Raw genomic sequence first — 24,624 nt, 5'->3', positions numbered from 1 at the left:
TGTCAGAATAAACCTTGAAGATTTACCAGGGGTTGATTTTTAGTCGGTTGAGGTTGTTGAGGAATAGGAAAGCGTTTGTTAACTTCAGCCATTCTGCTCTCCAAATCTTCTTGACTGGGGCATTTTTGGGTGCTTCTTTTTGCAAATCTCGTCCTTAACTTGTGCCACGAACTTTGATTTAGTTCTTCCCAAGACTCGATAGTTTTAGGAATTTTGATTTTTTTCAGGATCGGCACTGAACCTTCTTTCTGATTGCTGTAGGCTGGGTTAATCAACACGCATTTACCTTGCGGTAGCTTGAGGAATTGTGCGGGTTCAAATAATTTGCGCGTCTTTTCTTGATTGCTAATAGAAGTACTTGTCTTGCCCCCACCGCTGGTACGCGATTTCTGTTTGTATTTAATCTCTTCCTCACCTAAATAGGCAGAGAATAGGCGAGCTGATTCTTCTTCACCAGGATTGAAAACAAACTTAGTACCGCAGGCACCCAGAATAGTTTTGGCAATTTCTTTGCTATAAATTTTCTCCAGCTGACCCATATTCTGCCAGCCTAAAATACCGCAAAAACCTTCAGAGCGCGATTCGTTGAGCCATCGATACAAATCGGGTAGATAAATTGAGGGTAGCTCGTCTAGAGCGACAACTAAAGGGTCTTCGCGCCTTTTGGCAATACTACGCGATATTACCATGTGCAGAATGCTGGTCATGAGAGGACCGACAGCATCTCGGCGTTCTCGGTCGAGTCCGAAGATAATCATTTGCTGGCGCTTCACTTCCAAGGGTAAGGTAGTCTTACCGACAAAACATCCGAGAGTGTTTTTAGCCATAAAGCGAGTGAACATCAACGATGCCGTACCTGCAATTCCAGCTACAGTTTTCTCCGAATCAGCAGAGGAGAATAATTGACCGAAGGCAATCTTAATCCACGGATTCAGATTAGCTGATTTCAATCGCTCTACCATTTTTTCGCTAGACAAAATGGCAGCAGCGGTCATGATATCTGCGTAGCTTTGGCTGGGATTATCTTTACTTTCAAATTCTTTAGCAAGCATGAGAATTGCTTGCGTTAACTGGTCGCCAGCCGGACCAAAAAAAGCATCTTCGTTAGTATTGCCAGCCAGCCTAAAGTTTTTATTAATCACCGTAGCTAACTGCCTTGCAGTTTCGGCATCGCTACTATCTCGGAGAAAGTCAATTGGGTTGCACACTTCTGATTCGGGAAAACCTGGAGCAAAGATGTGTACGTCATACCCTTTTTTTCTGGCATAACTAGCTATTTTAGCAAGAGAAGGATATTTAAAATCGTAGATAACAATGCCAAATTCTTGCTCGATCGCGGCATAAATCATTGGTAGAATAGCACTTGCCGTCTTACCGCTACCAGGTCCGCCGATTGCTGCCGTTCCCCGCTGGATATCTGGTATATATAGATTGTTTCGATCTAATTTGTTCGCTCCAATCCATAAAGCTGCACTGTCACATCGCGGTTGTTTCATCTGTTTTACGGCTATTCTTTTGGCATTTGCTACTTCAGCATTACTACCCCAATAGCTACTAGCTAGCTTTTTCTTATTGCCCTTATCTAGTACTTGTAATGCTACCAGTGTCAAAATTCCCCCAGCTAATATCAATCCTTGAGTAGAGAGGAAAGGCGAGATTAGCTTATCGGTATATTCGTTAACTGCGCGAGCGGAATTATCGCTTACTTTAACTTCCTTAACAAAGTTTTTGTTAGCTGATTGGTTCATATTCTTGAAAAGATATCTTAAATAAAAAAATGCCTTACAGTTAGTTACTTGCACCGTCTATCACTGAGGAACGCTGAGGGGGCGACCCAACAAAATTGCATCCATTTCTTTGTAATTGAGGAACTGAACCGGACCGATACCATAGGGACTGCAACCGAGGTCGGGTATGCCGCGCTTGCAGATGCGGAAAAACATAACGGTTGTAATGCTGCCGTTCGCTTCGTTGACGTTCCAAATAACTTGCTTGAAGCTCTTGCCGAAGGGGTGGCGACCAGTCGGTTCTCTACGATCGAAGAGATTGCCCAAAACTCCGAAACCACCCCTAACTTTTTGGCTCTTTCCAGAGATCCATTGCGCTCCAGTCAACTCGCCGCTGCCTGCCAATTCAATGTGGGCGCATTGAGAATCGCAGGATACATTAAACCCAGAGCGATCGCTACCCGAAATCGATCTGTGGCGATCGCTTTCTAGCGTTCCCAGTGGCAGGTCAACTTTACCAACAGCGGTAAGATCTGCGGCGGGAATGCCTGGAAACTTGCCAAATGGCAGGAGTGCTAAACCAGGCACTTTACCGATAATGTTATTTTGCCAGTTAGCAAACTTTTGCAGCGCCGCATCTGTCAACCCTGGAATATCTGTCAGTTTGTAGTTGTTGAGATTAATATATTTACCCAACTCCACATTCCTTAGTACTGGGTAGGTTTCGAGCAGGTTGGAGATCGTTTGGTCGTCCAGGGCATAGGAGCGGGCGAGTTTGGCAACTAGATCGCGAATCGGTGGCACGTCTGCCACTTGCAACTTGCCTAAGCCAGGGATAGCTTCAGTTAAGTCTGCAATTGTCTGCCACTGGGTTAGCTCCAGGCTATCGAGTTTGAGTGATTTCAGGTTCGCGCCTGTCATGCTGGCAATATTGCGGACTGAAAGCTTTTCAATGCCAAACTCAGATGCTTCAAAGTCGCCCAGTTCCATCACGTCGGCAACGCTTTGTCCGGCTTGCCAAATCCGTCTAGCCTTCATGCCCTGACTTTTGATGTTGGGCAATTCAGTCCCGCCCGCTTCAGAGAACATCATGTTTTTGAACGTAATCTCGTTCCAATCGGGGACTGGGATTCCACTATAGTCGCGAGTTGGAAAAGAAGAATTGCTGGGATTGGCGTTGGCAACTACGATCGCTTCCTCTGGCGTAGCAGCTCCGGCTTTGAGGGCGTGCAGGGCGATCGCGGCGACAAATCCCAGAGTCAGTAAATATCGATCTCTTTTACTATGCGATCTAGCGCAGCTAGTTGTGGATTTTTTAGCAGATGTATCTATATCTAGAGCTGCGATCGGGTCGGCAGTAGCAACGAGGCTCGAACAGTTAGGGTCGTTATACGCTTTTTCCATAATTATCTTCCGTAAGAATTAATGACAGTTGGTTTGTTGATTGCTGATGTCGATCTAGCAGGCATGGCTGGGGTAGGAGCTACAGTTGGCACTATAGGTACGGTGGATGGGGTAGAGAAAGTAGCGTTGTTAGGGGGCAACATGGTAGGAAAACGCTTGCCTCCTAGTTGCATCAACCTTTCCACTAACTGCATCGATACTCCGGCATTTGCCGCAGCCGCGTTCGCGTCCGCACCGGATTGGAGTTCGCCTACAAGGTGAGTCAGTCTTTGCCACAACGATCCTTGTGCGTCGATCCACTTATTGGACAGTGCCACCTGCATTCCCCTAGTTACCCATTGAGCATCGGCAGTGGCGTAGGAATTTGGTCTGGGCTTACTTTCATCTGGCATCGGCTCTATGTCGTTTTCGATCGAGATTTCGCTGTATTCGGGAGCGCCAGTACCAGCTACGAGTCGAAAGTGATAGCTTTTTTTCTGACCGTTGGATTCGGTAATCACAGTCAAGTGTTCGCCGTATGGTGCGTTGGGCAATCCTGGAATCATGACTCCATCGATCGCGCTGATATGAATTAGTCCCGCCCCTGGATTTTCGCAGTCCCTGCCCAGTCCTGATAAACAGCCATCAACATCGATAATAAATTTGGACTTTTTGCTGCGATCCAACCAAGCCCTTCTGATGACTTCCCCTGTCTCAAAGAAGGATATGGATACCCCATGACCAGGCCATGCTTTAACTGTTTGTAGTCGTGCTTGCCTGCCCGTTACCAGACTAGCTTTGAGCGAGCGCACCGTACTGATGGGGGATGCTGCGGCTGGGGAAGGAGCTAGATTTGCTAGGGCAATTGCGCCTACGGTGATGAGGAGAAAAGAAGAAAAGATATTTGGTTTCACAAAAGACCTCTAGTAATTGACAAGGCGATAGGGGTGATTTTGGATGAAGGTTTACAGCTTCAGCGAGCGCTCGACTTCAACGACAATTTTGGTGTTTTGCGGGATATACCAAATATCGGGACGCTGGGCAATTTCATCGGTAGCTTTTTGAGTGCGGCTGCTAATCGAATCGGCAAGTTGACCGAAAGCACCCTGTAGAAACGCACCTGTCATCGAGCGACGCTGGCGCGTGCGGCGCGTGCGGCTGCCACCAAAAGGCAAGTCGTCTACCACTTCTTCATCAGGTTGGTTCACGATCTCGCCAATACTGGCTAGACCTGCAACTGCACCTAGCGTCAGATCGAACCCAGCTATCTCCTTGCCTTTGTTATGCATTTTTTTGGCAATTAGCGGACTGCTATTCTTACCCGATATACTAATAGCACCGCTAGGAACGGGATACTCGGTTTCGTCTTTGAGAATGGCAGTCACTTCGGCATGAACTTCGGAGGCGCTATCTACAGAAGTCATGGCGATTGTGACGAGCGTGCCAGCAGGGATGCCGATTTCACCCGTGTGAGCCATCAGCGGTTCGTCAAGGCGGGCGACAAACCTACGTTTACTACCGTTAGAGCGACCGTCGCGTTGTTGGGAGAGAAAAAGTGGAGTTACAAGGGTAGCGCGAGCATGAGAACCGATCGTTAGGTATTGCGGTTGCTTGCCTGAGAGAATTTGTGCTTCTTCTGGGAGGTAGTCGTAACTAGCTGGCGTTGCGCTAGGTGTGGCGGCGACAGTAAGGGGGCGATCGCCAGCAATACCTTTGACTGCGGTAGGTGAGAGTGACGGCTGCCATCTCGGTTTGAGTTGTTCGATCGCGTCGGGACTGCTGCTGTCCGACTCGAAGGAGGAATCGCCATCATTTTGCGTCGGTTTGAGTTCTGGGACGTTATCTTCTGATTGGGCTGCTGTAGCGCGGGCTGGATCTAAATAGGGCAGCGAACGATCGTCACCACCAGCACTAGAATTACTACCATCGACAAGACTAGCACTGGCATATTTGTCACCGTAATCGATCTTGCCGATAGAGCCAATCCTGCGTAAGCGTTCTAATTCGGCAAACGGGTCTTTAGGCGCTGCTGGTGCGATTGCGATTCGAGGCGCGGGCATTGTTGCTAGCGAAGCAACAGGTCGCGGGGCGGGCGGCACTGCTTGTCTGACGACAACAGTACGTGTTGCTGCTGGTGTAGCTGCTGGTTTGGGCGGAGTCTCTACTTTGTCGGCTGGTGGTTTGCTCAAAGCAGCCAACTCTTCTTTTTGTCTAGCCAGTGCGAGTTTGGCATAGATATCGCCGTCGTTGTTTTTCGACTCTATAGTGCGATCTTGAGGTGCAGTTGCGGACTTGGCAATAACTGGATCGCTACTACCGTTCATTACGTTGTTGAGGCTGAGGTAAACTACGAGAAAACCAACACCAAAAACACCACCGATCGTACCCAGACGCGAGAAGGGTGACGTGACAAAGGAATGCTGAGTCCGTACTTCGGCAGGATCTTCTATTTCCAAGTCTTCATCTTCTAGGTCTTCATCGAAGTTGTCTACAGAAGATGCAGAATTTACTTTGCTGTCATCTTCTAACGGTAAAAGTTCGTCTATTGCTTGTGTCATAACTGATTCTTGATACTGCGGAGATCTCGGTGAGAATTATTTTGTGTTGGCTGCTTTTTCTGGCGGCTTGCCAAGTCCGAAGTCATAGATTTCGACAATTTCCAACCCCGATTTGCGGGCGCTGTAAATAGTCTTTGCTAGGTCGGTCGTGTCTGGCGGCGATTGGGGAGAGTCGATCTTTTGCACGACGATGGTTTTGTTGAAAGCCATACCCTTACCAGCATTGTCGCGGCGAGAGAACGTGACCAGCGTGGCGATCGCGTCTACTTCCCACTTGGACTCGCCAATCTGGCGCGGTTCGGAGAAGTAGCGAGGCACCAACGCCACTTGAGCGTTACCGTTAAACAAGCCAGGGGGTACGTATTCGGTGAGCTTTCTGAGAAAACTAGCGCGAAAGTCATGTTTTTCAGATAGGGCAAAGGCTGCATCTCTGGCTTTAGTAGGAATTTTCACCAAGCCTTTGTTTTTAACTTCGACATTCACTCCTTCATCTTTTTTCGTCACGACCTCGCCGTTTTCGGTAGACTGGAGCAGACCGTCCCAATTAAACAGCTTCACCATGCTGTCGGAAACAAACTTTTTAATGGTGTTATTGGTATATTGGTTTGGACCGAGGGGCTGGGCGGGAATTGTCGTACCGTCTTGAAGCTGCACGATCGTCATGCCTTTGGTGTAGCGGTTAAGGTTCATAGCAGCGCCGAGGTTGGCGAGCTGTACTACCAACGAGATGCTGCTGATGGCGGTCAAGGTGACGACGACAACTCCAACTGAGTTAGGGATCGATTTACCATAGCTGAGCAGTTGAGGAGCTGGTTTTTTTTCTTTCGTAGCTGTCATAATTGATACCTATATTATTTGAATTTTTAATTTCCTTAAGAGCGCCTACCAAAGCGCGAAGCAGCGGCAGCCGTTGCTATCTTTGCTCCCGATGCCACTCCAGCCGTTCCTGCTGTCATCGCACCACTAGCGACCCATTCAACCCCTTTCGTTAGCGCGTTCAGGACAGCCAGGCCACCACCAGCAGCCATTGCACTCGCCAGCAGCGGCGATATGATACTGATAAACAGAAGAAAAATCATTGGTTGGTTTGCTTGCGCGGTGCTAATCAACTGAGCGCAAAGTCCGAGCATGATGTGGAAGCAAAACTTTGCCATGCCTACGGCGAAGAATCCTGCCAGCCAAGCAACGATTGGTTTTTGACCGTAGGGTGTCAGCGAGGCTCCAACCGCCATCGGTGCGAGCAAGGCAACAATAATCCAGCAGATTTCAACCCCCCACTGGTAAGCGTTATTGATCGCAAGCAACCAAGTGGCGGACAAACCAGTCACGGCGGAGCCAACCGTCTCCATTGCAAAATTACCGACCGTGTTGGCGAGATTGCCGCCAGTGGCACCATCTACTGCACCTGCAAGTGGATTCGTCAGCGCGATCGCCGCACCAATCGCTCTGAGGGATCTGAAGAACCAGTCATTCTCGTTAGCATTTTGTTCTTGTGGAAACAGTTGCGGTGCGTATGCCTCCAGTTCTTCTCTTGCTTGCACCAAGCAATCGTTAACTTGTTGAGGCGTACCTCCCCTTTCATTACAGCGTTGAATCGCGTTGCCGACCATTCGGCGCAGTTGGATGTCGCCCATCGCTCGGCTGAAAGCAACGTCCAAGTCTGCGCCCCTTGCCGCATTTCCTAACATAATTTGGTCGATATGATTCATGTAATTACGCAGCGCCAGCGTCCCGTTGGCAAGTAGGTAGCCGTTTCCGAAAAGCAAGCCGATGACGATGATGGGCCAAAGATAACTGGCAAGAGCTGGTTGGAAGTCGTCATTCATCCAGTTTCTAGCGAACTGAACCATAAATAAGGCAAGCATGGCAAGCGCAAATGCAAAACCGACGATACACAAAGAGCGGTATAAGCCGCCGTTAATTGTCTCGTTCCACAACTCGTCGAAACTCTCGGCTACCAGTAATGCCCCTCCCTGTGCGGCTTCGAGTACGTCTTGACCGAAGTTAGGGTCAACTTGAAGTAACAAATAGCGAAAAAACATATAGTTGGATGACTTGAATAGTTGAAAAAATTCTCGCTCGATATCTCTGCGTGCGGAGATGCAGAGATAGCTGCAAGCATGGCGGAATACGATCGGCTAGTTGCTTTGTGATGCAGACTCAGGAGTCGTAGCGCGTAGGCGAGTCCAAGCTCCAATTGATATTTGCGTTGCCAGTTCGCCATCCATCGCCAGACTTTGACGGCGGCGATCGCTAGCACCATTTTCAGCTATTTGTTCCAGCATCAAGTTGGTATTAGCTGCATCCTGACGGGCTTGCAATTCATCGGTACGAGACTGTCCGAGCATCGATACGATCTGGGCGTTTTGAGCGGCGATCGCTTTGAGGATGTTTTGCGAAGCATCCATTTCTTGGGCGCGATCGCCTAAGTTTTTAGCTTCATCCACAGTTTTTTGAGTCGATTCAATTTCTTTACTGGTACGAGCTTGACCTGCTTCGCCTAAAACGCTGGCAACAGATGCGCGGACGGTTTGACGTTCGAGTTGACGACTGGCTTCAATTGCACCAACAACCGTGTTACTCTCCATTGGCGTTCCTTTGGTTTTCAGCTTTTGGCGCAGTTTTTCAGCACCGCTCACTGGGTCGGGGACGTTCATCTCCCCAATTGATTCGTTAATTGCTGATTTGGCATCTTGTTTCAATCCACCCCAGTCTACTTCAATCTGTTGGCTCAGTTCGTTCTTTAACTCGTCAAAGTAACCTTTGAATTCATCCAATATGTCGTTGAAGAAGTCACTAATATTCAGAGAGAGAGCATAACTTGGCGTTGACTGTAGCAGGATGCCAAATACTAGCACTCCTCCTAGTAACTGTATTTTTCTTGGCTTGAGTTTAAATTTCATGTAGCTTGAATGTGTAGGTGTATACGCGGTTTTTATCTACCGCTTGCTTATAAATATTTGCTAAACTTTCATTTCTTGATGTTGAAAGTCTGGAGACTCTTCCGGTGCTTTTACTTTTCTAAAAGAGACTATACTATTAGCAATTGCTAATAGCTCTATCGCTTCATCTGTTAGTTGTTCGCCGCGAATCATCTTGACATAAGTTTCCGAAAAGCGCACGATACCGAGCATGGGATCGTGGCGATATTTATCCAAGTACAAACCGCGCAACTCTTGTTCGTCTGGATTATTAGCAACAGTAGCAAGCAAGCAGTGTGGCGGATAGTAACGACAGAACGTAAGTTTGCCGTTATCATCAAGCAGCCATTGCGAATAAATGCTTTCTTTTTTCGGAAAGAATGCTTCCGTACAGTTGCGGGAAATGATTTCGTAAGGATACTTGAAACGCTCGACAAACGGATCTACAGCACTCGATTGAATCCGACCGATCAAGCGCGTCGTCAAGTTAGCAAATATTTTAGCGGCGGACTTGCTCTTGTAGATACTTTCTGGCTCTTGCGCCGACAAAACGACGCGAATTCCGGCTTTGGCTCCGTTGGCACATAACCGACCGATCAGTTCGGCGATCGCTTCAAACTCAAATAGAATTGGTGCTTCATCTAGAAAGAAAATGGAAACCTTGGACGAGAGAGCGCGGCGTAAAGCAGCAGCGTAGGCACTGAGGGCGAGGATTGCCGCATCCTCTTCGCTGGAGAGCGATCGCAATGCAAATACGAGCAACCTAGCATCCGTTCTGAAGCTAGAGGGGCGAGCGACCGATTGACCGATACGCGAATTCAGCCAGAATTTTAACCGCAATCGGATTTGGTCTAAAGCCTCTAAAACTTCTTTACTATTACTGGCAATTGTATCGAGCTTGAGATAACCAGGGGAGCAATAATTGTAAAAATCTTCCAGCGTCGGCGTGTCTTGCCATTCGGCAGTACCGACTCCCTTTTCTATCGCTAACTTATAGCGTAATTTGAGATCGTCATCGTTGAAAAATGTCTCCAATGCTAAAGTTAATATGCTTTCAATCTGAGAAATTCGAGTTGAGTTAGTCCCAGTTGGTTTAGTCCCAAGTACCATTGCCATGAGTACGGATTTCAAAAATTCTTTGAAATCTGTCATTCTTTCTTTAATCGTTTCCCGATCGTAACCTCTTAAATCTGGTAATTCAAATAAGTTATTCGACTCTTTAGTAATATCGAAATACGCACCATCATCGCCAAAAAAGTTAGTGTAATCGGTGAGAGTGGAAGTACCGTCAGGCTTAGGATAGTCGAGGGCAACGACGGGAGTTCCTCGTGCTAAAGCTGGAGTGAGAATTCCCGAAACAGCCACGGATTTACCGGAGCGAGTCGTACCGAATACAGCAATATTTTTATGTTGTTTGTATAGATCGATGTGAACTGGCGTACCGCCTTCTTCGGCAATCAACTCAAAACCTTCTTTATCGCCAGTGGCAGTTTGCATCAAAGGCATCAAACCTGGCGCTTCGCAGGAAAAGTACGGTAAGCGACGGTTGAATGGTCTTGTCAGCAATTTCTCCCAAACGGGCGGAGTGCATTGCAACCAAGTTTTCCAAGCGTATTCAACTTCTCTGTTGACGACTGCCGGACGCAGAAAACAAGATGATAAGTAGCGGCAAGCATTGTCAAGCTGTTTTCTGGTCTTTCTATGTACTAGAAAAACTACTGCCGTATGGATGGGAACGTTGCCCTTATATATGGTTTCTTGTGCTTTGATCCCCTCCTCGATATTCATGTTAGATTTAACGTCAACCGAGTTGCTGTCGGCAGACATTGCCGAGGCTGTAATTGACTGTTTGGTAATGCGTTGTAAAGCAACTTTAGCTAGGCTTTGATTAGCCTTAGTCAGTTGGCAGATGACTTCAGTGTTAGTGACTCTATCTTTAGCCAGAACTGACCATAAATAACGCAGTTGCGAGTATTCATCAACCCAACCGCCAGGTTTTTCGCTAAAGTTGAGAACTCCAATGTATTCGTCTTGGAGCTTAATCCAAGCGCGGTCTAGGAATGGTATGGAGTTTTCGTTTTCTAGTAGATGATGGCGGATGTGAAAGTCGCTTGTCTGAATTTCGCTCAGTTTTTCTTCATCGAGGTAGAGCGAGTTAGGAATCGGTGGTATTTGAGTCCGATTGAATTGCTGCCACAACACTTCCCAGATATTTTCGCCCGTATAGGCGCGGAGATTCAATCCCATCGTATTGCTGAGGATTTGTTCCCACAGTTGGAAACCGTTGGCGAAGCTATCGCGGAGGATATTTTCAACTCGTCCGGCGCGAAAATCATGAATTTGTCCGGTAAATTGCTTCCAGCCGAGCTGCAAACGCTCGATCGCTTTTTCGATCGCGTCGTAGTTGCGGCTTTCTTCTGATGCAGCCACAGTATAAGTACACCAAAGACGCAAAAACTTATTTTTCCGAATGCCTAGTTGAGTTAGTTCGCGCGTCCGCAGGCGCTCGGAACGCATCAATAGTTGCAGCGGTTCTAAATTGCAGCCTTGCTCGATTTTTAGTAATTCCTGCTGGCGGCGCTCGTCGTCAGCGAACGAACCGACATGAATCGTCAGCGTTTCGCCTTCAGGTAATTCTTTGAGTCCGCCTTCGATTCTTTCAAAAATCGGCAGAATTTGTTCTTGGGGTAAAGATGAATGAATTCCTTTAGCCTCAAAGCAAAATTTGATTTGAATGTCTTCATTTTTCTTGAGGACGATTGCGCCGATATCTTGGCGATCGGCTAGAGAGATATTCACAATCCCTGCTAAATGAACGATATCTTCAAAAGGAGTGAGATTCTTGACAACTCCTATTTGTTCTGGATCTAATGCTTGTCTGCCAACTTTGTTTTTTGACTTTGCTGTCTTCGTTGCAGTCATAATAAAAATATTCTCGATTTCAAAATGCTCAAACTTGGGTTGGTGAGAGATTAGCGACGGCGACGTGTATGCCTTTTTTTCTTGGTTTTTCTATTAGTTGGCGTACCAGTCAGCGAAGCGAAAGGTTGATAACCTTTTGTGACTCGCGGCGTGCCGATAAATTTACCGAAAAAATCTTTATTGGCGCTGACCGTCCACCATGTTGCCCAACCCCAGGCGATCGCGATTCCAGTTGCCAGCCAAGATAGTTGCAAAAACCCTTTGACTGCCATGTACATAATTAAGGCGATCGCGCTCCAGGGAAGGATTTGGTCGGCGGGGAACGGACCGAGGCGGGGTTGCTGTCCCAAAACGCGGTTGACGCTGCGAAATTCGCGTTCTTGCTTGCTCATTTATGACTTTATTTGTTTGAAATCTTGGGTGTGGAAACTCTGTTTAGGAATGCTGCTACTGACACGATCGATTGAGGAGAAGTGGAACCAGGAATGTCAAAACTTAAGTGTTACGATGCTACTTAGGCAGCACCACCGCCAGCACCACCTACTATGAGTCCAGCGAGAATATCTCCAATCACAACAGTAACGGCAACAATGATTGGCGTTCTAGCCAAGATTTGCCAGTCCTCGTCATTTCTAGCAGCTTGCACGATGCGTACTAAAGCAATACCCAAGTAAATTAAAAATAACCCGCGCAGAATCGCAAAAATGAATCCAACGACTTGTGCGTTAATGCCAGGAAAGTAAGTGGTGTTTCTGAAAAACGTCTCGGCGTTGTTCATGAACTGGGCGCTGGCGGGTGCCGAAGCAAAATCTATGATAAAGATTGTAGAGACAACAAAAAATAAAATCGTATAAATGTTGATACCGTATTTTCGCTGTAACTTTTCAAAGTTGAGCAGTAGCGCATTAGCTTCTTTGGGTAGCATCAACACGATTGAAGTGAGAAACATTAAACTGGATAGCACCAGATTGTGAAGGGAAATATCTACAATCATCAATCCACTAGCCACAGCCATGAGTGCTGCAATTGAACTCTTTTCTCGCCATGTTCTTTTACTGCGCTGCGATCTTAGTAGATAATTGCTAGCTTGTGTATAGCTAGATTCGTTTCTTTCGGACTCAAACTCGTAATGCGTTTTCATGCTGAAAATTGTCAGATAAAAAGTGGTGGTGAAGTGAACGATCGGAGCTAAACTTATTGAGCTTTCTGTTTAGAGGCTCTCGATAACAATCATTTTGGCTTTTCCCACCGTCAACCACAGCTAATAAACTTCTGATTTTTCTTCGGAGTTCTGCGTTGAGAAAAACTACGAAAAGAGTTGATGCTGTAGTATATCTTCTATACGCATAAATGCCCAGAGCGATCGAGATCGCACAATGATCGCGCGCCGTCGGTTCTACGGCTGCATTTGCCAGAGCGAAGAAGCAAAAGCTAACTGTCTATCTGACACTGCTGCCAAGGCTCGCGGATGAAGTAAAGGGCATCGCGTCCTTGGACTTCCATACCACCTCGATTCTGCGTTCCCCAGCGAGTAACAAATTTCTTGCCATTTTGACGATGTTGAACGGCAACAGTAAAGTTATTTCGTAATTCTCGATAACATCCTTCTATATTCGTCAGGGTTAAATCCAGTATCGGAATATCGAATTTACCTGCTGCTTTATTCACCACAAAAACTCCTTCATTGCCTCGTTCTATCAACAAGACAGTTGAGCTGTCAACGGTAGCCAAAACATTTTCTTTGACGTTGCCACCTGCTTTACTCCGTTGGTACATAATTTGACGAAACTTCACGCCAGTTTTGATGTATGGCGCATCAGCATGATCCCAGTTGAGTATTAAGGGAGTTCCACTTTCTCTAGCTAGTACGTAAGCTGTTGCCAGGTAGGAGTCAGAAGGATCGTCGTAGGGATTAATCGCACTAGAATTAATCTCTCGAATCGTATCGTGGTTTCTGCCAAAAGTGACGCTACGCGAATCATCTACGGCGATAGGAATTCGTAGCGATCGCAAATCTCCACCAAAGGTAAATGCTGCTTTCATGGAGTTGTAAAGGATAAAGTCTGTTACAGCAGCAATCCACTTGTAATCGCCTGCACGGGTATCGCTATCTGTAATCACCTCAAGGTAATTCCAAGTTGAGCCTTTACTTTCGCGATTAATATAATCGACATACTCTTTGACAACATCTGCTGGCATATGCTTGGCAGCGTCAAATCGAAATCCATCAATTTCCAAATCGAGCAGTTTCTTTAAATGCGCTTTTTGAATTTTTTTCACGTTGGCGGTGTATTTTAGATCTGGAAGTCTCCCCAGCCAACAATTTAGTTCTGAATTTCTGTTGCCATCGTTATAGTTAATATCACAGGGTTTCTTGCCAGGATTGCCTGGAGCAGAATAAAAGTCATCTTTACTCAAACCTGGAAATTTAGACAAGTCTTCAAAATCATCGCCACCACCTAAGTTAGCCATGTGGTTGAACACAACATCAGCAATGACTTTAATTTGACATTCATGAGCTTGAGCGATTAGCTGTCGTAAATCTTCTTGGGAACCTTTGCCTTCAATAACACCGTAATCTATCGGTTGATATCGCGCCCACCACTTTTGACTAGAATTAGATTTTTGTGTTGGAGCAATTTGGATGTGAGAGTATCCTTGGTCAGCGAGTTCGCAGACGAATTTTTTTACATCATTGTAGTTCTGGTTAAAGGCATGAAAAATCGCAACTGGTTGTTCTGCTACTTGCGCTAAACCAGGAAAATTAAAAGCTATGACCAGAGAAATCGCCAAGACAAAGGCAAACTTCTGGCAACGCATAGGTTTCTTGAAAGCTGAATGCATCTGGATTAAAATTAATTTACTTACGGCGTTAAATTAAAATTTTTCCTCAGTTAGTTTTGAGAGATTTACTATAATTTTTAACGACATCCTGTTGCAAAAAAACTCATGTGCCAATTTGCAGACATCACAGTTGAGGCAAATTTTAATTTCCACAGGTCAAAATCCCTGACTTAGTGCCGTCGGCTTTCGCTTGTACCTCAACTTTGGGTTGCTGTCCTGGGTAGCAGCGGACTAACACTTTATCGCTACTACGGGTCAAGTACAAAACGTAAACGGCTTGACCGTTTAACTTAGCTGGGGCGAGTTGTGGCGGGGCAGGTGCAGTAGCGATCGCGGGCGCTAAGCTGGCAATGCCAAGAAATACAATTATTGCTCCTACGATCGATCCCGAACAACGGTTTATCGGTTGCAACATCGGTCTAACACCTTGAGTAACAGTTTTGACTAGAGCCTTTTCATTCACTCTTTCGCTCTAAAAGACAGTAATTCACCCAGAAGTATACGATGCAAAATTAGCCAGCGATCGCATTCTTCATTAACAATCTCGGTGAAGAAAAGATATGAATGAATCAATGGCAAGAAATCCTCTTGAAAGTAATAGGACGACAGGCTGTACTGGCTAGAGATCGACTATCCAACTTGCTCCAAGAAGTTTTTCGCTCAAGCTTTAACAACAGGAAGTTCCTGCCAACAAGTCGTGTAACGGGGCGATCGCATTTCCTTTCTGCCCCAACTCTGGCGCAGACCAGTAGCGGCAAAGGCAATCGTACCCGCACCCAGTTGTTGGTTGATTCGATCGATGACTTGCATTAACTTGCGCGATCGCTCTCGGTCTGTTGTCTCGAACAAACAAGCCTGGAATAGGTTGGCTGCAACTAAGTGGGTCAGGGTCACCCCAGTCTTTTTGTAACGATATCCTTCTCTGTATATAGCCGCGATCGCTTGACTGGTATAACCGATTAATTCTGCTGTATCGCTGGTCGCAACAGGCAGCTCTACGTATGTGGAATCGAAGTGTTGCGGTTCATCCTGGTGAAATCGATCGGTCATCAAAAATACAGTTAATGCTTTAGCTGAGAGTCGATCGCATCTTAGTTTCTCTGCGGCTCTGGAAGTGTATGTAGCAACTGCCGCTTTCAGTTCGGCTAGCGACTCGACTGGACGACTGAAAGAACGGGAGACGGTTCGAGCGTGTTTGGCAGCGGGGCATGACTGGAGGGACAAACAGGAAATTCCGCGCAACTCCAACACGGTTCTCAAGCCCATCACTCCCAGTTGTGTTTGAATCCATTGCTCGTTAGCATGACGCAGTTGTAGGGCATTACTGATGCAATGAGTTCTCAGCCGTCGCCCGCTCTTGCGTCCAATTCCCCAAATATCTTCTACAGCCGTCTGGGCCAACACTTCTTCCTGTAGAGTTTTGTCTGTGAGGTCGAAGACTCCGTTTGCATCTACACGTCTTTTGGCAATCCGGTTGGCAACTTTAGCTAGAGTCTTGGTAGGAGCAATACCAATTGAGACGGGGATACCCGTCCACTGTTTTACGGTAGTGCGAATCTGTCTGGCATAATCGACAAGCTGAGTCAACCCTGACAAATCGAGAAAGGCTTCGTCAATCGAGTAAATCGAGTAAATTTCAATTTCTGGCGTAAACTGGGCTAGCGTTGCCATCACTCTCGCCGATAGGTCGCCGTAGAGGGCAAAGTTAGAAGATAAGACCCGCACCTGGTGACACTGGACGATTGACTGGATTTGAAACAAGGGCGCACCCATTTCTATTCCCAGTGCCTTTGCTTCTTGGGAACGGGCGATCGCGCAACCATCGTTGTTGGAGAGGACGACGATTGGCTTACCTTCTAACTTCGGATTAAACACCCGTTCGCAGGAGGCATAGAAGTTGTTGCAGTCCACTAAAGCATATATCTTCATCGCAGCGAATGGATCGCGTTAGTCACCACGCCCCAGATCTGAAACTCCATATGCTCGGTAATTTCTAGGGGTTTGTAGCAGTCGTTGGCGGCAACCAACCGTAGGCGATCGCCCGTTCGATGCAGTCTTTTTACTGTCAATTCCCCATCCACTACCGCGATGATGACGCTACCATCGACTGGTTCTAAGGCTCGGTCTACTATCAGTAAGTCACCACAGTGAATCCCTGCCCCAATCATCGAATCACCGCTAACCCGCACGAAGAAAGTTGCAGCCGGATGGTGAATTAGATGCTGGTTTAAGTCTAATTTTCCTTCGATAAAGTCTTCGGCTGGAGAGGGAAACCCAGCCGATACAGGCATTAAAAATAACGTTAGGGAGTAGGACGTAGTGTAGTCGGGGAGATAAATCGCCTCAATCTGTGATGCAGTAAATCTCCGTACCTGCTCTACTACTGTAGTATTACTGATTCGTTTCACATCAATCTCAAAAAAGTTCTGCTGAGATGTACAAGAGTATACCGTACATTAGTACTAAGAGAGTGTTAGCAGCACTACAGAGATTTAAAACCTGAGAGCAGCGATAGTAGCGTCGTCAGTTTCCCGAACGAGCGAAATTTACTCTGCTAACTCAGAATCGAGTCGGTCGAGCAAAACAAGACCAGCCTCTACATTCCCTTTAGCTGCCATAGCGCGAAATCGAGTTTCAGCATCAAATTCAGCCAAAGCAATAGTTGATAGCTCCTCCATTAGCTTGTTAACGCTGATATTTCTTCTTCTTGCCAATTCTTTTAATCTTTCATGCTTATCATCAGGTAAGCGAATTGTTAAAGTAGCCATGATGTTTCTCCTAATTAAAGATTAATAATTTCCCCTGGCTTTTTAATTAAGACTTCTGGAAAAATAAGTTCTGTTTGCCTCAAGTCTTTAACATTATGCGTAGCAATAATCCGAGCATTTCCAGCAATGGCTAACTCAATTAAATGATTATCCGCTTCATCTCTTAAATTAGGTCGCCATAAATAATAAATGCGCGTCCACTCGCAAACACTCATAAATGCAGATGTAAGGACTTGTATTTCTTCTGCTGATAAAGGACATGAATGCAAGATTTCCTCTCTATTAATGACTTGTTCGTACTCGCAGAACAAAGCATTGCCCATTAATGGCTGATACCAGCCAAGTAAACATTGTCTGAGTAGTTCTCTGCTTGCCCCATTCGAGCTAATCAGCGCACTAATAAATACACTCGTGTCAACTACAATTTTGACTGTCATCCCGACATGATAGCACATACGCTATCATATAGCTTTGAATCTCATTCCCGAACGATTATATGGTATTTTTGTACTATATAGAAGAGTTCGAGGTCTGTTAGATTGGCTGTCTAAAGCATCCAGAGATTTTCCGCCATCGATGTCTACTCTACCCCAAACACCCCCAGTCCAAGCTGCCCCGCAGCATGAATACCTTACAGGCGTTGTGGAACGGTTGACATTTCACTCAGAAGAATCGGGATACACTGTGGCGCGGTTAAAGACAGCGCATTCTCGCGACCTAATTACGATCGTCGGTAGCTTTGCCAATATCCAGGCTGGGCAAACATTGCAGCTGACTGGTCTGTGGCGGGATCATCCGCAGTATGGCGCACAGTTTCAAGTGTCTTACTATAAGGAGACGAAGCCTGCAACCATAACAGGGATAGAAAAATATCTAGGTAGCGGGTTAATCAAGGGAGTGGGATTCGTGACGGTGCGGCGTATTGTCGCTTGCTTCGGTCTAGAAACACTTGACGTTATCGAGCATCACATCGAGCGGTTGATTGAAGTGCCTGGGATCGCCAAGAAGCGTATCAAAATGATTCAGACTGCTTGGGAAACTCAGAAAGCTATCAAAGAGGTGATGCTTTTTCTCCAAAGTCACGGTGTTTCAACCACTTTTGCTGTGAAGATTTTCAAGCAATACGGTGATGCGGCGATCGCGACTGTCACCAACAACCCCTACCAACTGGCAACTGATATATATGGTATTGGGTTTATCACTGCCGATGCGATCGCCCGTAACCTGGGCATTGCTCCTGATTCCGAATATAGGTATCGCGCTGGCATCGTCCATGTGTTGGGAGAAGCTGCTGAAGACGGGCATTGTTTCTTGCCCCAAGCCGAACTAGTGGAGCAGGTAGTGAAGCGGTTGAGCATCAAAGACCACCAACCAAACTCTGGGGCGATCGCCCAACTGTTGGTACAAATGGGGATGGAAGAACAACTGATAATGCAAGGGCATCGAGAGTATGAATTCGTCTACTACCAGCCATCCTTCTATTACAGCGAACGGAATTTAGCATCCCAACTTCACCATTTGCTAAGTCGTTCTGTCACAGTCGATCTACTCCGCGTCCGCAGCTGGATTGAGCGATTCACCCAAGCTAAGGGGATTGAGTTATCACCGCAACAGCAACAAGCGGTAGAGGTGGCGGCGAGTGGGCGCGTGACGATCCTTACAGGTGGTCCAGGTACGGGGAAAACTTTTGCAACTCGTACTATTGTGGCATTGTGGAAAGCAATGGGCAAATCTATTGTTCTAGCTTCACCCACTGGTAGAGCTGCTCAGCGTCTATCGGAAGTAGCGGGGATGGAAGCTAAAACCATACACCGCTTGCTAGAGTTCGATCCCCGAACCATGAAGTTCAAACGAGATGCGGATAATCCCATTGCAGCACAAGCGATTGTCGTGGATGAAGCCTCAATGCTAGATTTATTTCTAGCTCACTCCCTGCTCAAAGCGATCGCGCCCGATGCCCAACTGCTATTAGTAGGTGACATCGACCAACTACCATCAGTCGGACCAGGAAACGTGTTGCGGGATTTGATTGCATCATCACAAATCCCAGTCGTGCGGCTGACACAAGTATTCCGCCAAGCAGCGCAAAGCTATATTGTCAACAACGCTCACCGGATTAACTCTGGGCAATACCCATTGCTAGAATCTGTTTCTCTAACTCCCAACTCCGATTGTCTGTGGCTAGGTGCGCCTCAACCACAGTATGGAGTGCAGGGAATTCAAGAATTAGTGGTTGATGTAATCCCACAACTAGGTTTTGAACCAGCGTGGGACGTGCAAGTGTTGTGTCCCATGACCAGGGGAGAAGTGGGACGCGCCACCTCAACGGTGTTTTGCAGTCCTTGATTACTAATCAGAGCGGGGATTAGTTAACATAAGAGTGTAGTCAAATTGCCGATCTACCATGAGACTCAAAGACGCTCGCCATCTGTCAGCAACTGCCCTTTGAAGCACTGCGGTATCGAGTCGTAAATGCAGTTGAAAATGGCATGAGTAAGTCAGAGGCGGCGCGTGTGTTTAAAGTCTCGCGAACGGCAGTGCATCATTGGACAAAAGCAGCAGCAAACAATGGGATATCGTCATTGAAAGCTAGAAAGCGGGGACCTCGCTCTAGCTCACGGCTACTGCCACACGAAGCGGCAACGGCAGTACGGTTGATGGAGCAAAAGTCTCCAGATCGGCTAGGCTTACCTTTCTACTTGTGGACACGTGAAGCAGTGCAACAGTTTTTGGCTCAACGGTTTGAGCTTTCGGTTTCAGTGTGGACAATCGGGCGATATCTCAAGAAATGGGGTTTTACACCACAAAAACCACTGCGTCGGGCATATGAACAGGAGCGCAAGGCAGTGCAGTACTGGTTAGAAACCGAGTATCCCCAGATTTGTCGTCAAGCTCATCAAGAAAAAGCACAAATTCACTGGGAAGACGAAATGGGAGTCCGTTCGGATTATCAAGCAGGACGTTCCTACGGACGAACTGGACAAACACCAGTTGTATTAGGGACAGGTCAGCGCTTTAGCTGCAATATGATTTCAACAATTACCAATCGTGGCAAGTTGTACTTCAAGCTATTCACACAACGTTTTGATGCTACAGTTATGCTTGACTTCCTGCGGCGTTTGATTCGTCAATGCGACCAAAAGATGTTTCTGATTGTAGATGGTCATCCCGTGCATCGCTCTCGCGCAGTCAAAAGCTGGGTTGAGCGTCATGCCAACCGTATCCGCCTGTTTTTCCTGCCCTCCTATAGCCCCGAACTCAACCCCAACGAGTTACTCAACCACGATGTGAAAGCCAATGCTGTAGGGCGGCAACGCGCCAAAAACAAAACCGAGATGATTGAAAATCTCCGCAGCTATTTACGAAGCACGCAGCGTCAACCTTATGTTGTGCAAAACTTCTTTCGCGAGAAACACGTCGCTTATGCATCTGCCTAAGTCGTTCACTATTTAATGCTCTGGTTAGTAACCCGCCATCCGCTACCAAGGCTGAAATTAAGTCGGGTGGGATTATGTTACGAGTAGGCGATCGCGTCATTCAGCAAGTCAACGATTACGACCGCGAAGTGTTTAATGGCGATCTGGGAACCATTACTGCTATCGATTTAGAAGAACAGGAAGTAACCGTGCAGTATCAAGAGCGCCTAGTGACATACGACTATGCAGACTTGAATGAAATTACATTGGCGTTCGCTACAACCATTCATAAAAGCCAGGGCAGCGAGTATCCAGTGGTGATTCTACCTCTATATATGCAGCACTATATGATGCTCTCGCGTCACCTCATCTACACTGGGCTGACCCGCGCCAAACAGTTAGCAATTCTTGTGGGTCCATCTAAGGCAATTAGTTTGGCAGTTAAGCAAGTGAAAGATACCCAGCGATACACTCTCCTGGCACATCGGTTACAGAATCACGATCCAATGCGATCGCATATTGACCACTTCTGAGGAGTCAAGATGAAAAGCGTAGGCATACGCGAGTTTAGGGACAAGGCTTCTCACTATCTAGCAAGTGATGAAGCGATCGCGGTGAAACGTCACGGCAAGATCGTCGGATTTTATCTTCCAGTCAGAGAATCAGATGAAGCAGAAGTTCAAGCAGCATTGATGCGACTTTCTCAAACAGTGGAATCTGCTTTGACTCAAAGCGATCGGGATGAAGAGAAACTAAGCCAAGATTTGGACTTGTCTCAACCCGAATAGTATGCGCTTAGTTGTTGATGCGAATATTCTGGTGGCTGAGCTAATCCGCAAGCGGGGACGCGAGTTAATCGTTCATCCAGAGCTAGAACTCTACATGGTACAGATGGCTTGGGAAGAAACTTGTCACGAGTTGGGTAAGCAGGTGGAGCGGATGGTACAAAAGGGAGTATTTTCCCAGGAAGTCGGGCAAAATCTCTTAACTGAGGCGATCGCGCCTAGCTGAAATCAAAGTAGGCGTAGTGCCTCATGAGGTCTACGCCTCATACGAAACCTTAGACGTTGCTCCGAATAACTGATTTTTATCTCTTCTAGCATATAGCATATTGCGAAGCGCGTCTATACCGCATTTTGACGCACAACAAGCGAAGCAAACAGCCGCACGGCTTGCTGCAATAACTGTTCACGCTCCACTTAAGTTAAAAAATCTCACTGTCAACTCTTTAATAGCTGGGGCTAATGCCTGTACGAATGGTGAAAATATCGTCACTACACCAGCAGTTATGATAATTGTTCTAGTAATCCCAAGGTTATCTTTTGTAAAGTTAAAAAATCTTTCGTCCCACCGCTTCACTTCCTCCGCTAGCTTCGCTTCAGACGATTCTATTCTAGATTCAATTTTCTCAATTCTCTCCTCTAATCTGTCAAATCTATTGTTAACTTGAGTATTGTTTTGAGTAATCTGTTGAGTAATCTGTCCTAATTGATAAGCAATGTCTGTTAAAGTTGGTTGACTTGATTCACTCATAATTAATCCAAATCTATAAGAAAATTATACCAGTTCATATTAGTAAATATATCGGCTTTTCCAGTTACCTATAGATAAGAATATCTCGCTAGTATCGCAATTCTAATAATCAATTTTAATCTAACCTTAATGAGGTTTCTATCCCTCCCGCAATGCTTTTGCTAAGCAATTTGTGACGTGGTATCGGTCTTGAAAATCCTGGTGTTTCTGCTTCAAAATTTCTGCATACTCGCGCCCCGGCTTGGATGGCTGCTTCCATATTCTCGGGATAAGCATTGAGAGTATCCCGTCAGCGATCGTCTTGTATGTTGACTCCAATCCCTTCAAGTGCAGTAACGTACTGAGCAAATAACTCTAGCTGAAATTCATCTAAATCTACATCGGGAATTCATCCCGAATTTCTTTTGCTCTTGATTTGGGATGTTGGAGTTCCCGAACAGCGCGTCGCCGATCGTGGATTCGATAGGACATAGGCTTGAGGCAAACGCTTGTACTGATAAATAATTTACCAGATTAATTACAGGTTTAAAAGTTGCAGACATTACATGAGTGCGTTAGCGCAGCGCGAGCGTAGTTATCGCTTTAGCTTGCCATTCACAAATCCTTCACACCAATGGCTTATCTATAGGAAATAAGTTCCAAACCAACAAAAGGATTTATCGCTCATGGATGCTTCTACATCAACCCTACACGTTTTCTTTGCCCTCAGCTTCTCCTCTACTTTTGCTGTAGCACTGCTAGCTACCTACTGGCACTTTACGAATAAGCAAACTGCCAAGCGACAGTTTTCACGGCTAGCTAACTAAAAGCAAATTCGGTATTAAAGAAAGTTTTTTTAGTTCTGAATAACTACAATGCCAAAGGCGGTTCGCTTCGCGACCATCGCAATTAAATTTGTTAACCAACAGTTAATAAGTCTCTAAAGAGCTAATACTAGTTGCAGTTGAGGCTGATGACTCCTAACATCATCTGGCAGTGGATCGGGACAATCCTGCACGGCGGAGCAATAGCGGGAATAGGTGCAGCGTTCGCACTGCTCTCCTGGCTTCGGTTGCCATTCACAATCCGTCCGCAATTGCCGAGCAATATTACCAACGACAATCTCTACCAACTGCTTATGTTCTGGAGTAGCGTCAAAACTGACCTTCTCTCCCGTCCGTAGGTAAATCAAACTCAACTTCCGCAAGCTTTGACGATACCGCTGCTCAAGGGCGAGGTAGTACAGTCCGATCTGTAAGTCGATTTCGTCTTCTTTTGGTAGCTTGACTTCTTTGGTAGATTTGTAATCAATTAACTCCAACCCGCCATCCAGGTAATCGAGGCGATCGTAACGTCCCGCGATCGCAAACTCAAGATTCGCCACTTGTAAGCTTGCCTGAATTTTTCCCTCTACCGCTAGGGGTTTATGAATTGCAACTTCAGAGGCGATGAAGTTTTGGTAATAGGTTTCTAAAATCTGCTTGCCATCCTCAGCCTGGGCAGGACTTAAGCTATCGCTGTGCTGCCCCCAGCAATCTAACAACCAATCAATCTTAGGTAATGGTTCTTGGTAGTACCAGTCACGGTAGGCTTGAGCCAAGGTTTGGTGTAGTGCTGTCCCCAGTACTGCCGAACCAAAGAACGCATTTGTCTTCAACCCCAACTCGTATCTAAACTGATATGCTTGAGGACAGCGATGGTAGGTTTGTAGCTTGGTGGCGGAGATTTGATAAGCCATGAGCTGGAGGTATGAAAAGCAGCTTTTGGGTCATCTTACATTGTTTTCTGCTGCCATTGAAATTATCAGACAGCAAAACCCAAGGCTAAAGGGTTAAGCAGTGCCGAGTTTTGGAAATATTTTAGCAGTAGCGATCGTGGTGAGCGATCGCCATCATCAGCAGATGAAGGTCGAGCGGCGATCGATTACCAGGTTTGATTAATTAATGTTTAGTGTCACTCATCTGACTTAAGGCGCGGTATAAAGAGCGCAGCAGAATAAATAGTTATGTTGGGTTAACACGTAATTGCAGGAGAGCAGAAGATGTCTAATTCAAGTGTTGCAAAAGGTAGCTGTTTATGCGGAGCGGTAAGCCTTTCTACAACCAGCATCGATCGTCATATAGCAGCGTGTCATTGTAGTATGTGCCGTAAATGGGGTGGAGGAGCTTTGTTAGCAGTTGAGTGTGGCAGCGATGTCAGCTTTCAGGGTGAAGAAAATATTGGGATTTATCAATCTTCAGAATGGGCGGAACGTGGGTTTTGTAAACAGTGCGGTAGCCATTTATTTTACAGATTGAAACAAAATCAACAATACTATATACCAGCAGGGATTTTTGATAATGATGAAGGTCTTGTGTTCGAGCATCAGGTTTTTATCGACGAAAAACCAGCATATTACTCTTTTGCCAATGAAACTAAGAACATGACAGGGGCAGAGTTATTTGCCCAGTTTGCACCTCCATCGTCCCAGTCATAACTTTAATCTACGCCATCGCTCGTGAGTAGTTAATTACAACAAATTATTAAATCTATGGATGGTAAGGCTTGACAAACCATCATGCCGAAAAACATAT

General features: G+C 46.3%; 23 protein-coding genes and 2 pseudogenes. 7 read left to right on the top strand and 18 right to left on the bottom strand.

What is annotated here, in order from left to right; genetic code table 11:
• Positions 1-2: 2 nt before the first annotated feature.
• The 16 genes from CHRO_RS28740 to CHRO_RS28665 all read right to left on the bottom strand — a co-directional run bounded on the left by CHRO_RS28740 (position 3) and on the right by CHRO_RS28665 (position 17,560).
• Positions 3-1,748, bottom strand: coding sequence for a type IV secretory system conjugative DNA transfer family protein (locus tag CHRO_RS28740; protein ID WP_015163135.1), 1,746 nt, complete (start codon positions 1,746-1,748; stop codon positions 3-5).
• A gap of 60 nt (positions 1,749-1,808) precedes the next feature.
• Positions 1,809-3,131: a hypothetical protein gene (locus CHRO_RS28735; RefSeq protein WP_015163134.1), complete on the bottom strand. Its 1,323-nt coding sequence runs from the start codon at positions 3,129-3,131 to the stop codon at positions 1,809-1,811.
• Positions 3,132-3,133: 2 nt separating this feature from the next.
• On the bottom strand, positions 3,134-4,024 hold the full coding sequence (locus CHRO_RS28730; protein ID WP_015163133.1) for a hypothetical protein: 891 nt from the start codon (positions 4,022-4,024) through the stop codon (positions 3,134-3,136).
• Positions 4,025-4,075: 51 nt separating this feature from the next.
• Positions 4,076-5,668, bottom strand: a complete 1,593-nt coding sequence (locus CHRO_RS28725) for a TrbI/VirB10 family protein (RefSeq protein ID WP_015163132.1) — start codon at positions 5,666-5,668, stop codon at positions 4,076-4,078.
• A 36-nt stretch (positions 5,669-5,704) separates the two neighbouring features.
• The gene (locus CHRO_RS28720) at positions 5,705-6,505 is read right to left on the bottom strand and encodes a hypothetical protein (RefSeq protein ID WP_015163131.1); all 801 of its coding nucleotides are present in this window, start codon (positions 6,503-6,505) and stop codon (positions 5,705-5,707) included.
• 35 nt (positions 6,506-6,540) lie between these two features.
• A complete protein-coding gene (locus tag CHRO_RS28715) occupies positions 6,541-7,710 on the bottom strand; it encodes a hypothetical protein (protein WP_015163130.1) in 1,170 nt (389 codons plus the stop codon).
• A gap of 96 nt (positions 7,711-7,806) precedes the next feature.
• On the bottom strand, positions 7,807-8,571 hold the full coding sequence (locus tag CHRO_RS28710; RefSeq protein WP_015163129.1) for a hypothetical protein: 765 nt from the start codon (positions 8,569-8,571) through the stop codon (positions 7,807-7,809).
• A 60-nt stretch (positions 8,572-8,631) separates the two neighbouring features.
• Complete coding sequence (locus CHRO_RS28705) at positions 8,632-11,511, bottom strand: hypothetical protein (RefSeq protein WP_015163128.1); 2,880 nt, start codon at positions 11,509-11,511, stop codon at positions 8,632-8,634.
• A gap of 50 nt (positions 11,512-11,561) precedes the next feature.
• Positions 11,562-11,903, bottom strand: a complete 342-nt coding sequence (locus tag CHRO_RS28700; RefSeq protein ID WP_015163127.1) for a hypothetical protein — start codon at positions 11,901-11,903, stop codon at positions 11,562-11,564.
• Positions 11,904-12,025: 122 nt separating this feature from the next.
• A complete protein-coding gene (locus CHRO_RS28695) occupies positions 12,026-12,652 on the bottom strand; it encodes a hypothetical protein (RefSeq protein ID WP_015163126.1) in 627 nt (208 codons plus the stop codon).
• 290 nt (positions 12,653-12,942) lie between these two features.
• Positions 12,943-14,331 carry an alpha-amylase family glycosyl hydrolase gene (locus tag CHRO_RS28690; RefSeq protein WP_015163125.1) on the bottom strand — a complete coding sequence of 463 codons (1,389 nt, stop codon included), beginning with the start codon at positions 14,329-14,331 and terminating at the stop codon, positions 12,943-12,945.
• 166 nt (positions 14,332-14,497) lie between these two features.
• On the bottom strand, positions 14,498-14,818 hold the full coding sequence (locus CHRO_RS28685; protein WP_015163124.1) for a hypothetical protein: 321 nt from the start codon (positions 14,816-14,818) through the stop codon (positions 14,498-14,500).
• Between the two features lie 197 nt (positions 14,819-15,015).
• Positions 15,016-16,284, bottom strand: a complete 1,269-nt coding sequence (locus CHRO_RS28680) for a Y-family DNA polymerase (protein ID WP_015163123.1) — start codon at positions 16,282-16,284, stop codon at positions 15,016-15,018.
• The gene (locus CHRO_RS28675) at positions 16,281-16,763 is read right to left on the bottom strand and encodes a LexA family protein (protein ID WP_015163122.1); all 483 of its coding nucleotides are present in this window, start codon (positions 16,761-16,763) and stop codon (positions 16,281-16,283) included. The genes CHRO_RS28680 and CHRO_RS28675 overlap by 4 nt, the downstream gene beginning before the upstream one ends.
• 138 nt (positions 16,764-16,901) lie before the next feature.
• Complete coding sequence (locus CHRO_RS28670; protein WP_015163121.1) at positions 16,902-17,123, bottom strand: ribbon-helix-helix protein, CopG family; 222 nt, start codon at positions 17,121-17,123, stop codon at positions 16,902-16,904.
• A 14-nt stretch (positions 17,124-17,137) separates the two neighbouring features.
• The gene (locus CHRO_RS28665) at positions 17,138-17,560 is read right to left on the bottom strand and encodes a putative toxin-antitoxin system toxin component, PIN family (RefSeq protein WP_041463617.1); all 423 of its coding nucleotides are present in this window, start codon (positions 17,558-17,560) and stop codon (positions 17,138-17,140) included.
• A 139-nt stretch (positions 17,561-17,699) separates the two neighbouring features.
• Here CHRO_RS28665 and recD2 point away from each other — a divergent pair.
• From recD2 to CHRO_RS28640, 5 genes and pseudogenes are all read left to right on the top strand, one after another.
• Positions 17,700-19,483 (top strand): annotated as a pseudogene (gene recD2 / locus CHRO_RS28660) (SF1B family DNA helicase RecD2); the annotation flags it as partial.
• A 129-nt stretch (positions 19,484-19,612) separates the two neighbouring features.
• Complete coding sequence (locus CHRO_RS28655; protein ID WP_015163119.1) at positions 19,613-20,560, top strand: IS630 family transposase; 948 nt, start codon at positions 19,613-19,615, stop codon at positions 20,558-20,560.
• A gap of 17 nt (positions 20,561-20,577) precedes the next feature.
• Positions 20,578-21,072: pseudogene (locus tag CHRO_RS28650) on the top strand (ATP-dependent DNA helicase); the annotation flags it as partial.
• A 9-nt stretch (positions 21,073-21,081) separates the two neighbouring features.
• Complete coding sequence (locus tag CHRO_RS28645; protein ID WP_015163118.1) at positions 21,082-21,327, top strand: hypothetical protein; 246 nt, start codon at positions 21,082-21,084, stop codon at positions 21,325-21,327.
• Position 21,328: 1 nt separating this feature from the next.
• Positions 21,329-21,550 carry a PIN domain-containing protein gene (locus tag CHRO_RS28640; RefSeq protein ID WP_015163117.1) on the top strand — a complete coding sequence of 74 codons (222 nt, stop codon included), beginning with the start codon at positions 21,329-21,331 and terminating at the stop codon, positions 21,548-21,550.
• Between the two features lie 177 nt (positions 21,551-21,727).
• Here the strand turns inward: CHRO_RS28640 and CHRO_RS28635 are convergent, their stop codons facing one another.
• The gene (locus CHRO_RS28635; RefSeq protein WP_015163116.1) at positions 21,728-22,072 is read right to left on the bottom strand and encodes a hypothetical protein; all 345 of its coding nucleotides are present in this window, start codon (positions 22,070-22,072) and stop codon (positions 21,728-21,730) included.
• Between the two features lie 665 nt (positions 22,073-22,737).
• Here CHRO_RS28635 and CHRO_RS33060 point away from each other — a divergent pair.
• Positions 22,738-22,878, top strand: coding sequence for a hypothetical protein (locus CHRO_RS33060; RefSeq protein ID WP_015163115.1), 141 nt, complete (start codon positions 22,738-22,740; stop codon positions 22,876-22,878).
• A 113-nt stretch (positions 22,879-22,991) separates the two neighbouring features.
• Here CHRO_RS33060 and CHRO_RS28630 read toward each other — a convergent pair whose 3' ends face one another.
• Entirely contained in the window at positions 22,992-23,789 is a 798-nt protein-coding gene (locus CHRO_RS28630) for a RecB family exonuclease (RefSeq protein ID WP_015163114.1), read from the bottom strand.
• 303 nt (positions 23,790-24,092) lie between these two features.
• Here CHRO_RS28630 and CHRO_RS28625 point away from each other — a divergent pair, with 303 nt between their 5' ends.
• Positions 24,093-24,527 (top strand): GFA family protein, encoded by a 435-nt coding sequence (locus tag CHRO_RS28625; RefSeq protein ID WP_015163113.1) that lies wholly within the window; start codon positions 24,093-24,095, stop codon positions 24,525-24,527.
• Positions 24,528-24,624 lie beyond the last annotated feature (97 nt).

Source organism: Chroococcidiopsis thermalis PCC 7203 (assembly GCF_000317125.1).
GTDB lineage: Bacteria > Cyanobacteriota > Cyanobacteriia > Cyanobacteriales > Chroococcidiopsidaceae > Chroococcidiopsis > Chroococcidiopsis thermalis.
This window is presented reverse-complemented; position numbering and strand designations above follow the sequence as displayed.

Bases quoted from the DNA above. Each gene is read 5' to 3' on its own strand.
- CHRO_RS28690 (WP_015163125.1), bottom strand. From the start codon at position 14,331: ATGCGTTGCCAGAAGTTTGCCTTTGTCTTGGCGATTTCTCTGGTCATA.
- CHRO_RS28665 (WP_041463617.1), bottom strand. From the start codon at position 17,560: ATGACAGTCAAAATTGTAGTTGACACGAGTGTATTTATTAGTGCGCTG.
- CHRO_RS28735 (WP_015163134.1), bottom strand. From the start codon at position 3,131: ATGGAAAAAGCGTATAACGACCCTAACTGTTCGAGCCTCGTTGCTACT.
- CHRO_RS28715 (WP_015163130.1), bottom strand. From the start codon at position 7,710: ATGTTTTTTCGCTATTTGTTACTTCAAGTTGACCCTAACTTCGGTCAA.
- CHRO_RS28705 (WP_015163128.1), bottom strand. From the start codon at position 11,511: ATGACTGCAACGAAGACAGCAAAGTCAAAAAACAAAGTTGGCAGACAA.
- CHRO_RS33060 (WP_015163115.1), top strand. From the start codon at position 22,738: ATGGATGCTTCTACATCAACCCTACACGTTTTCTTTGCCCTCAGCTTC.
- CHRO_RS28655 (WP_015163119.1), top strand. From the start codon at position 19,613: ATGAGTAAGTCAGAGGCGGCGCGTGTGTTTAAAGTCTCGCGAACGGCA.
- CHRO_RS28630 (WP_015163114.1), bottom strand. From the start codon at position 23,789: ATGGCTTATCAAATCTCCGCCACCAAGCTACAAACCTACCATCGCTGT.
- CHRO_RS28700 (WP_015163127.1), bottom strand. From the start codon at position 11,903: ATGAGCAAGCAAGAACGCGAATTTCGCAGCGTCAACCGCGTTTTGGGA.
- CHRO_RS28640 (WP_015163117.1), top strand. From the start codon at position 21,329: ATGCGCTTAGTTGTTGATGCGAATATTCTGGTGGCTGAGCTAATCCGC.
- CHRO_RS28645 (WP_015163118.1), top strand. From the start codon at position 21,082: ATGAAAAGCGTAGGCATACGCGAGTTTAGGGACAAGGCTTCTCACTAT.
- CHRO_RS28725 (WP_015163132.1), bottom strand. From the start codon at position 5,668: ATGACACAAGCAATAGACGAACTTTTACCGTTAGAAGATGACAGCAAA.
- CHRO_RS28625 (WP_015163113.1), top strand. From the start codon at position 24,093: ATGTCTAATTCAAGTGTTGCAAAAGGTAGCTGTTTATGCGGAGCGGTA.
- CHRO_RS28720 (WP_015163131.1), bottom strand. From the start codon at position 6,505: ATGACAGCTACGAAAGAAAAAAAACCAGCTCCTCAACTGCTCAGCTAT.
- CHRO_RS28740 (WP_015163135.1), bottom strand. From the start codon at position 1,748: ATGAACCAATCAGCTAACAAAAACTTTGTTAAGGAAGTTAAAGTAAGC.
- CHRO_RS28695 (WP_015163126.1), bottom strand. From the start codon at position 12,652: ATGAAAACGCATTACGAGTTTGAGTCCGAAAGAAACGAATCTAGCTAT.
- CHRO_RS28680 (WP_015163123.1), bottom strand. From the start codon at position 16,284: ATGAAGATATATGCTTTAGTGGACTGCAACAACTTCTATGCCTCCTGC.
- CHRO_RS28710 (WP_015163129.1), bottom strand. From the start codon at position 8,571: ATGAAATTTAAACTCAAGCCAAGAAAAATACAGTTACTAGGAGGAGTG.
- CHRO_RS28635 (WP_015163116.1), bottom strand. From the start codon at position 22,072: ATGAGTGAATCAAGTCAACCAACTTTAACAGACATTGCTTATCAATTA.
- CHRO_RS28670 (WP_015163121.1), bottom strand. From the start codon at position 17,123: ATGGCTACTTTAACAATTCGCTTACCTGATGATAAGCATGAAAGATTA.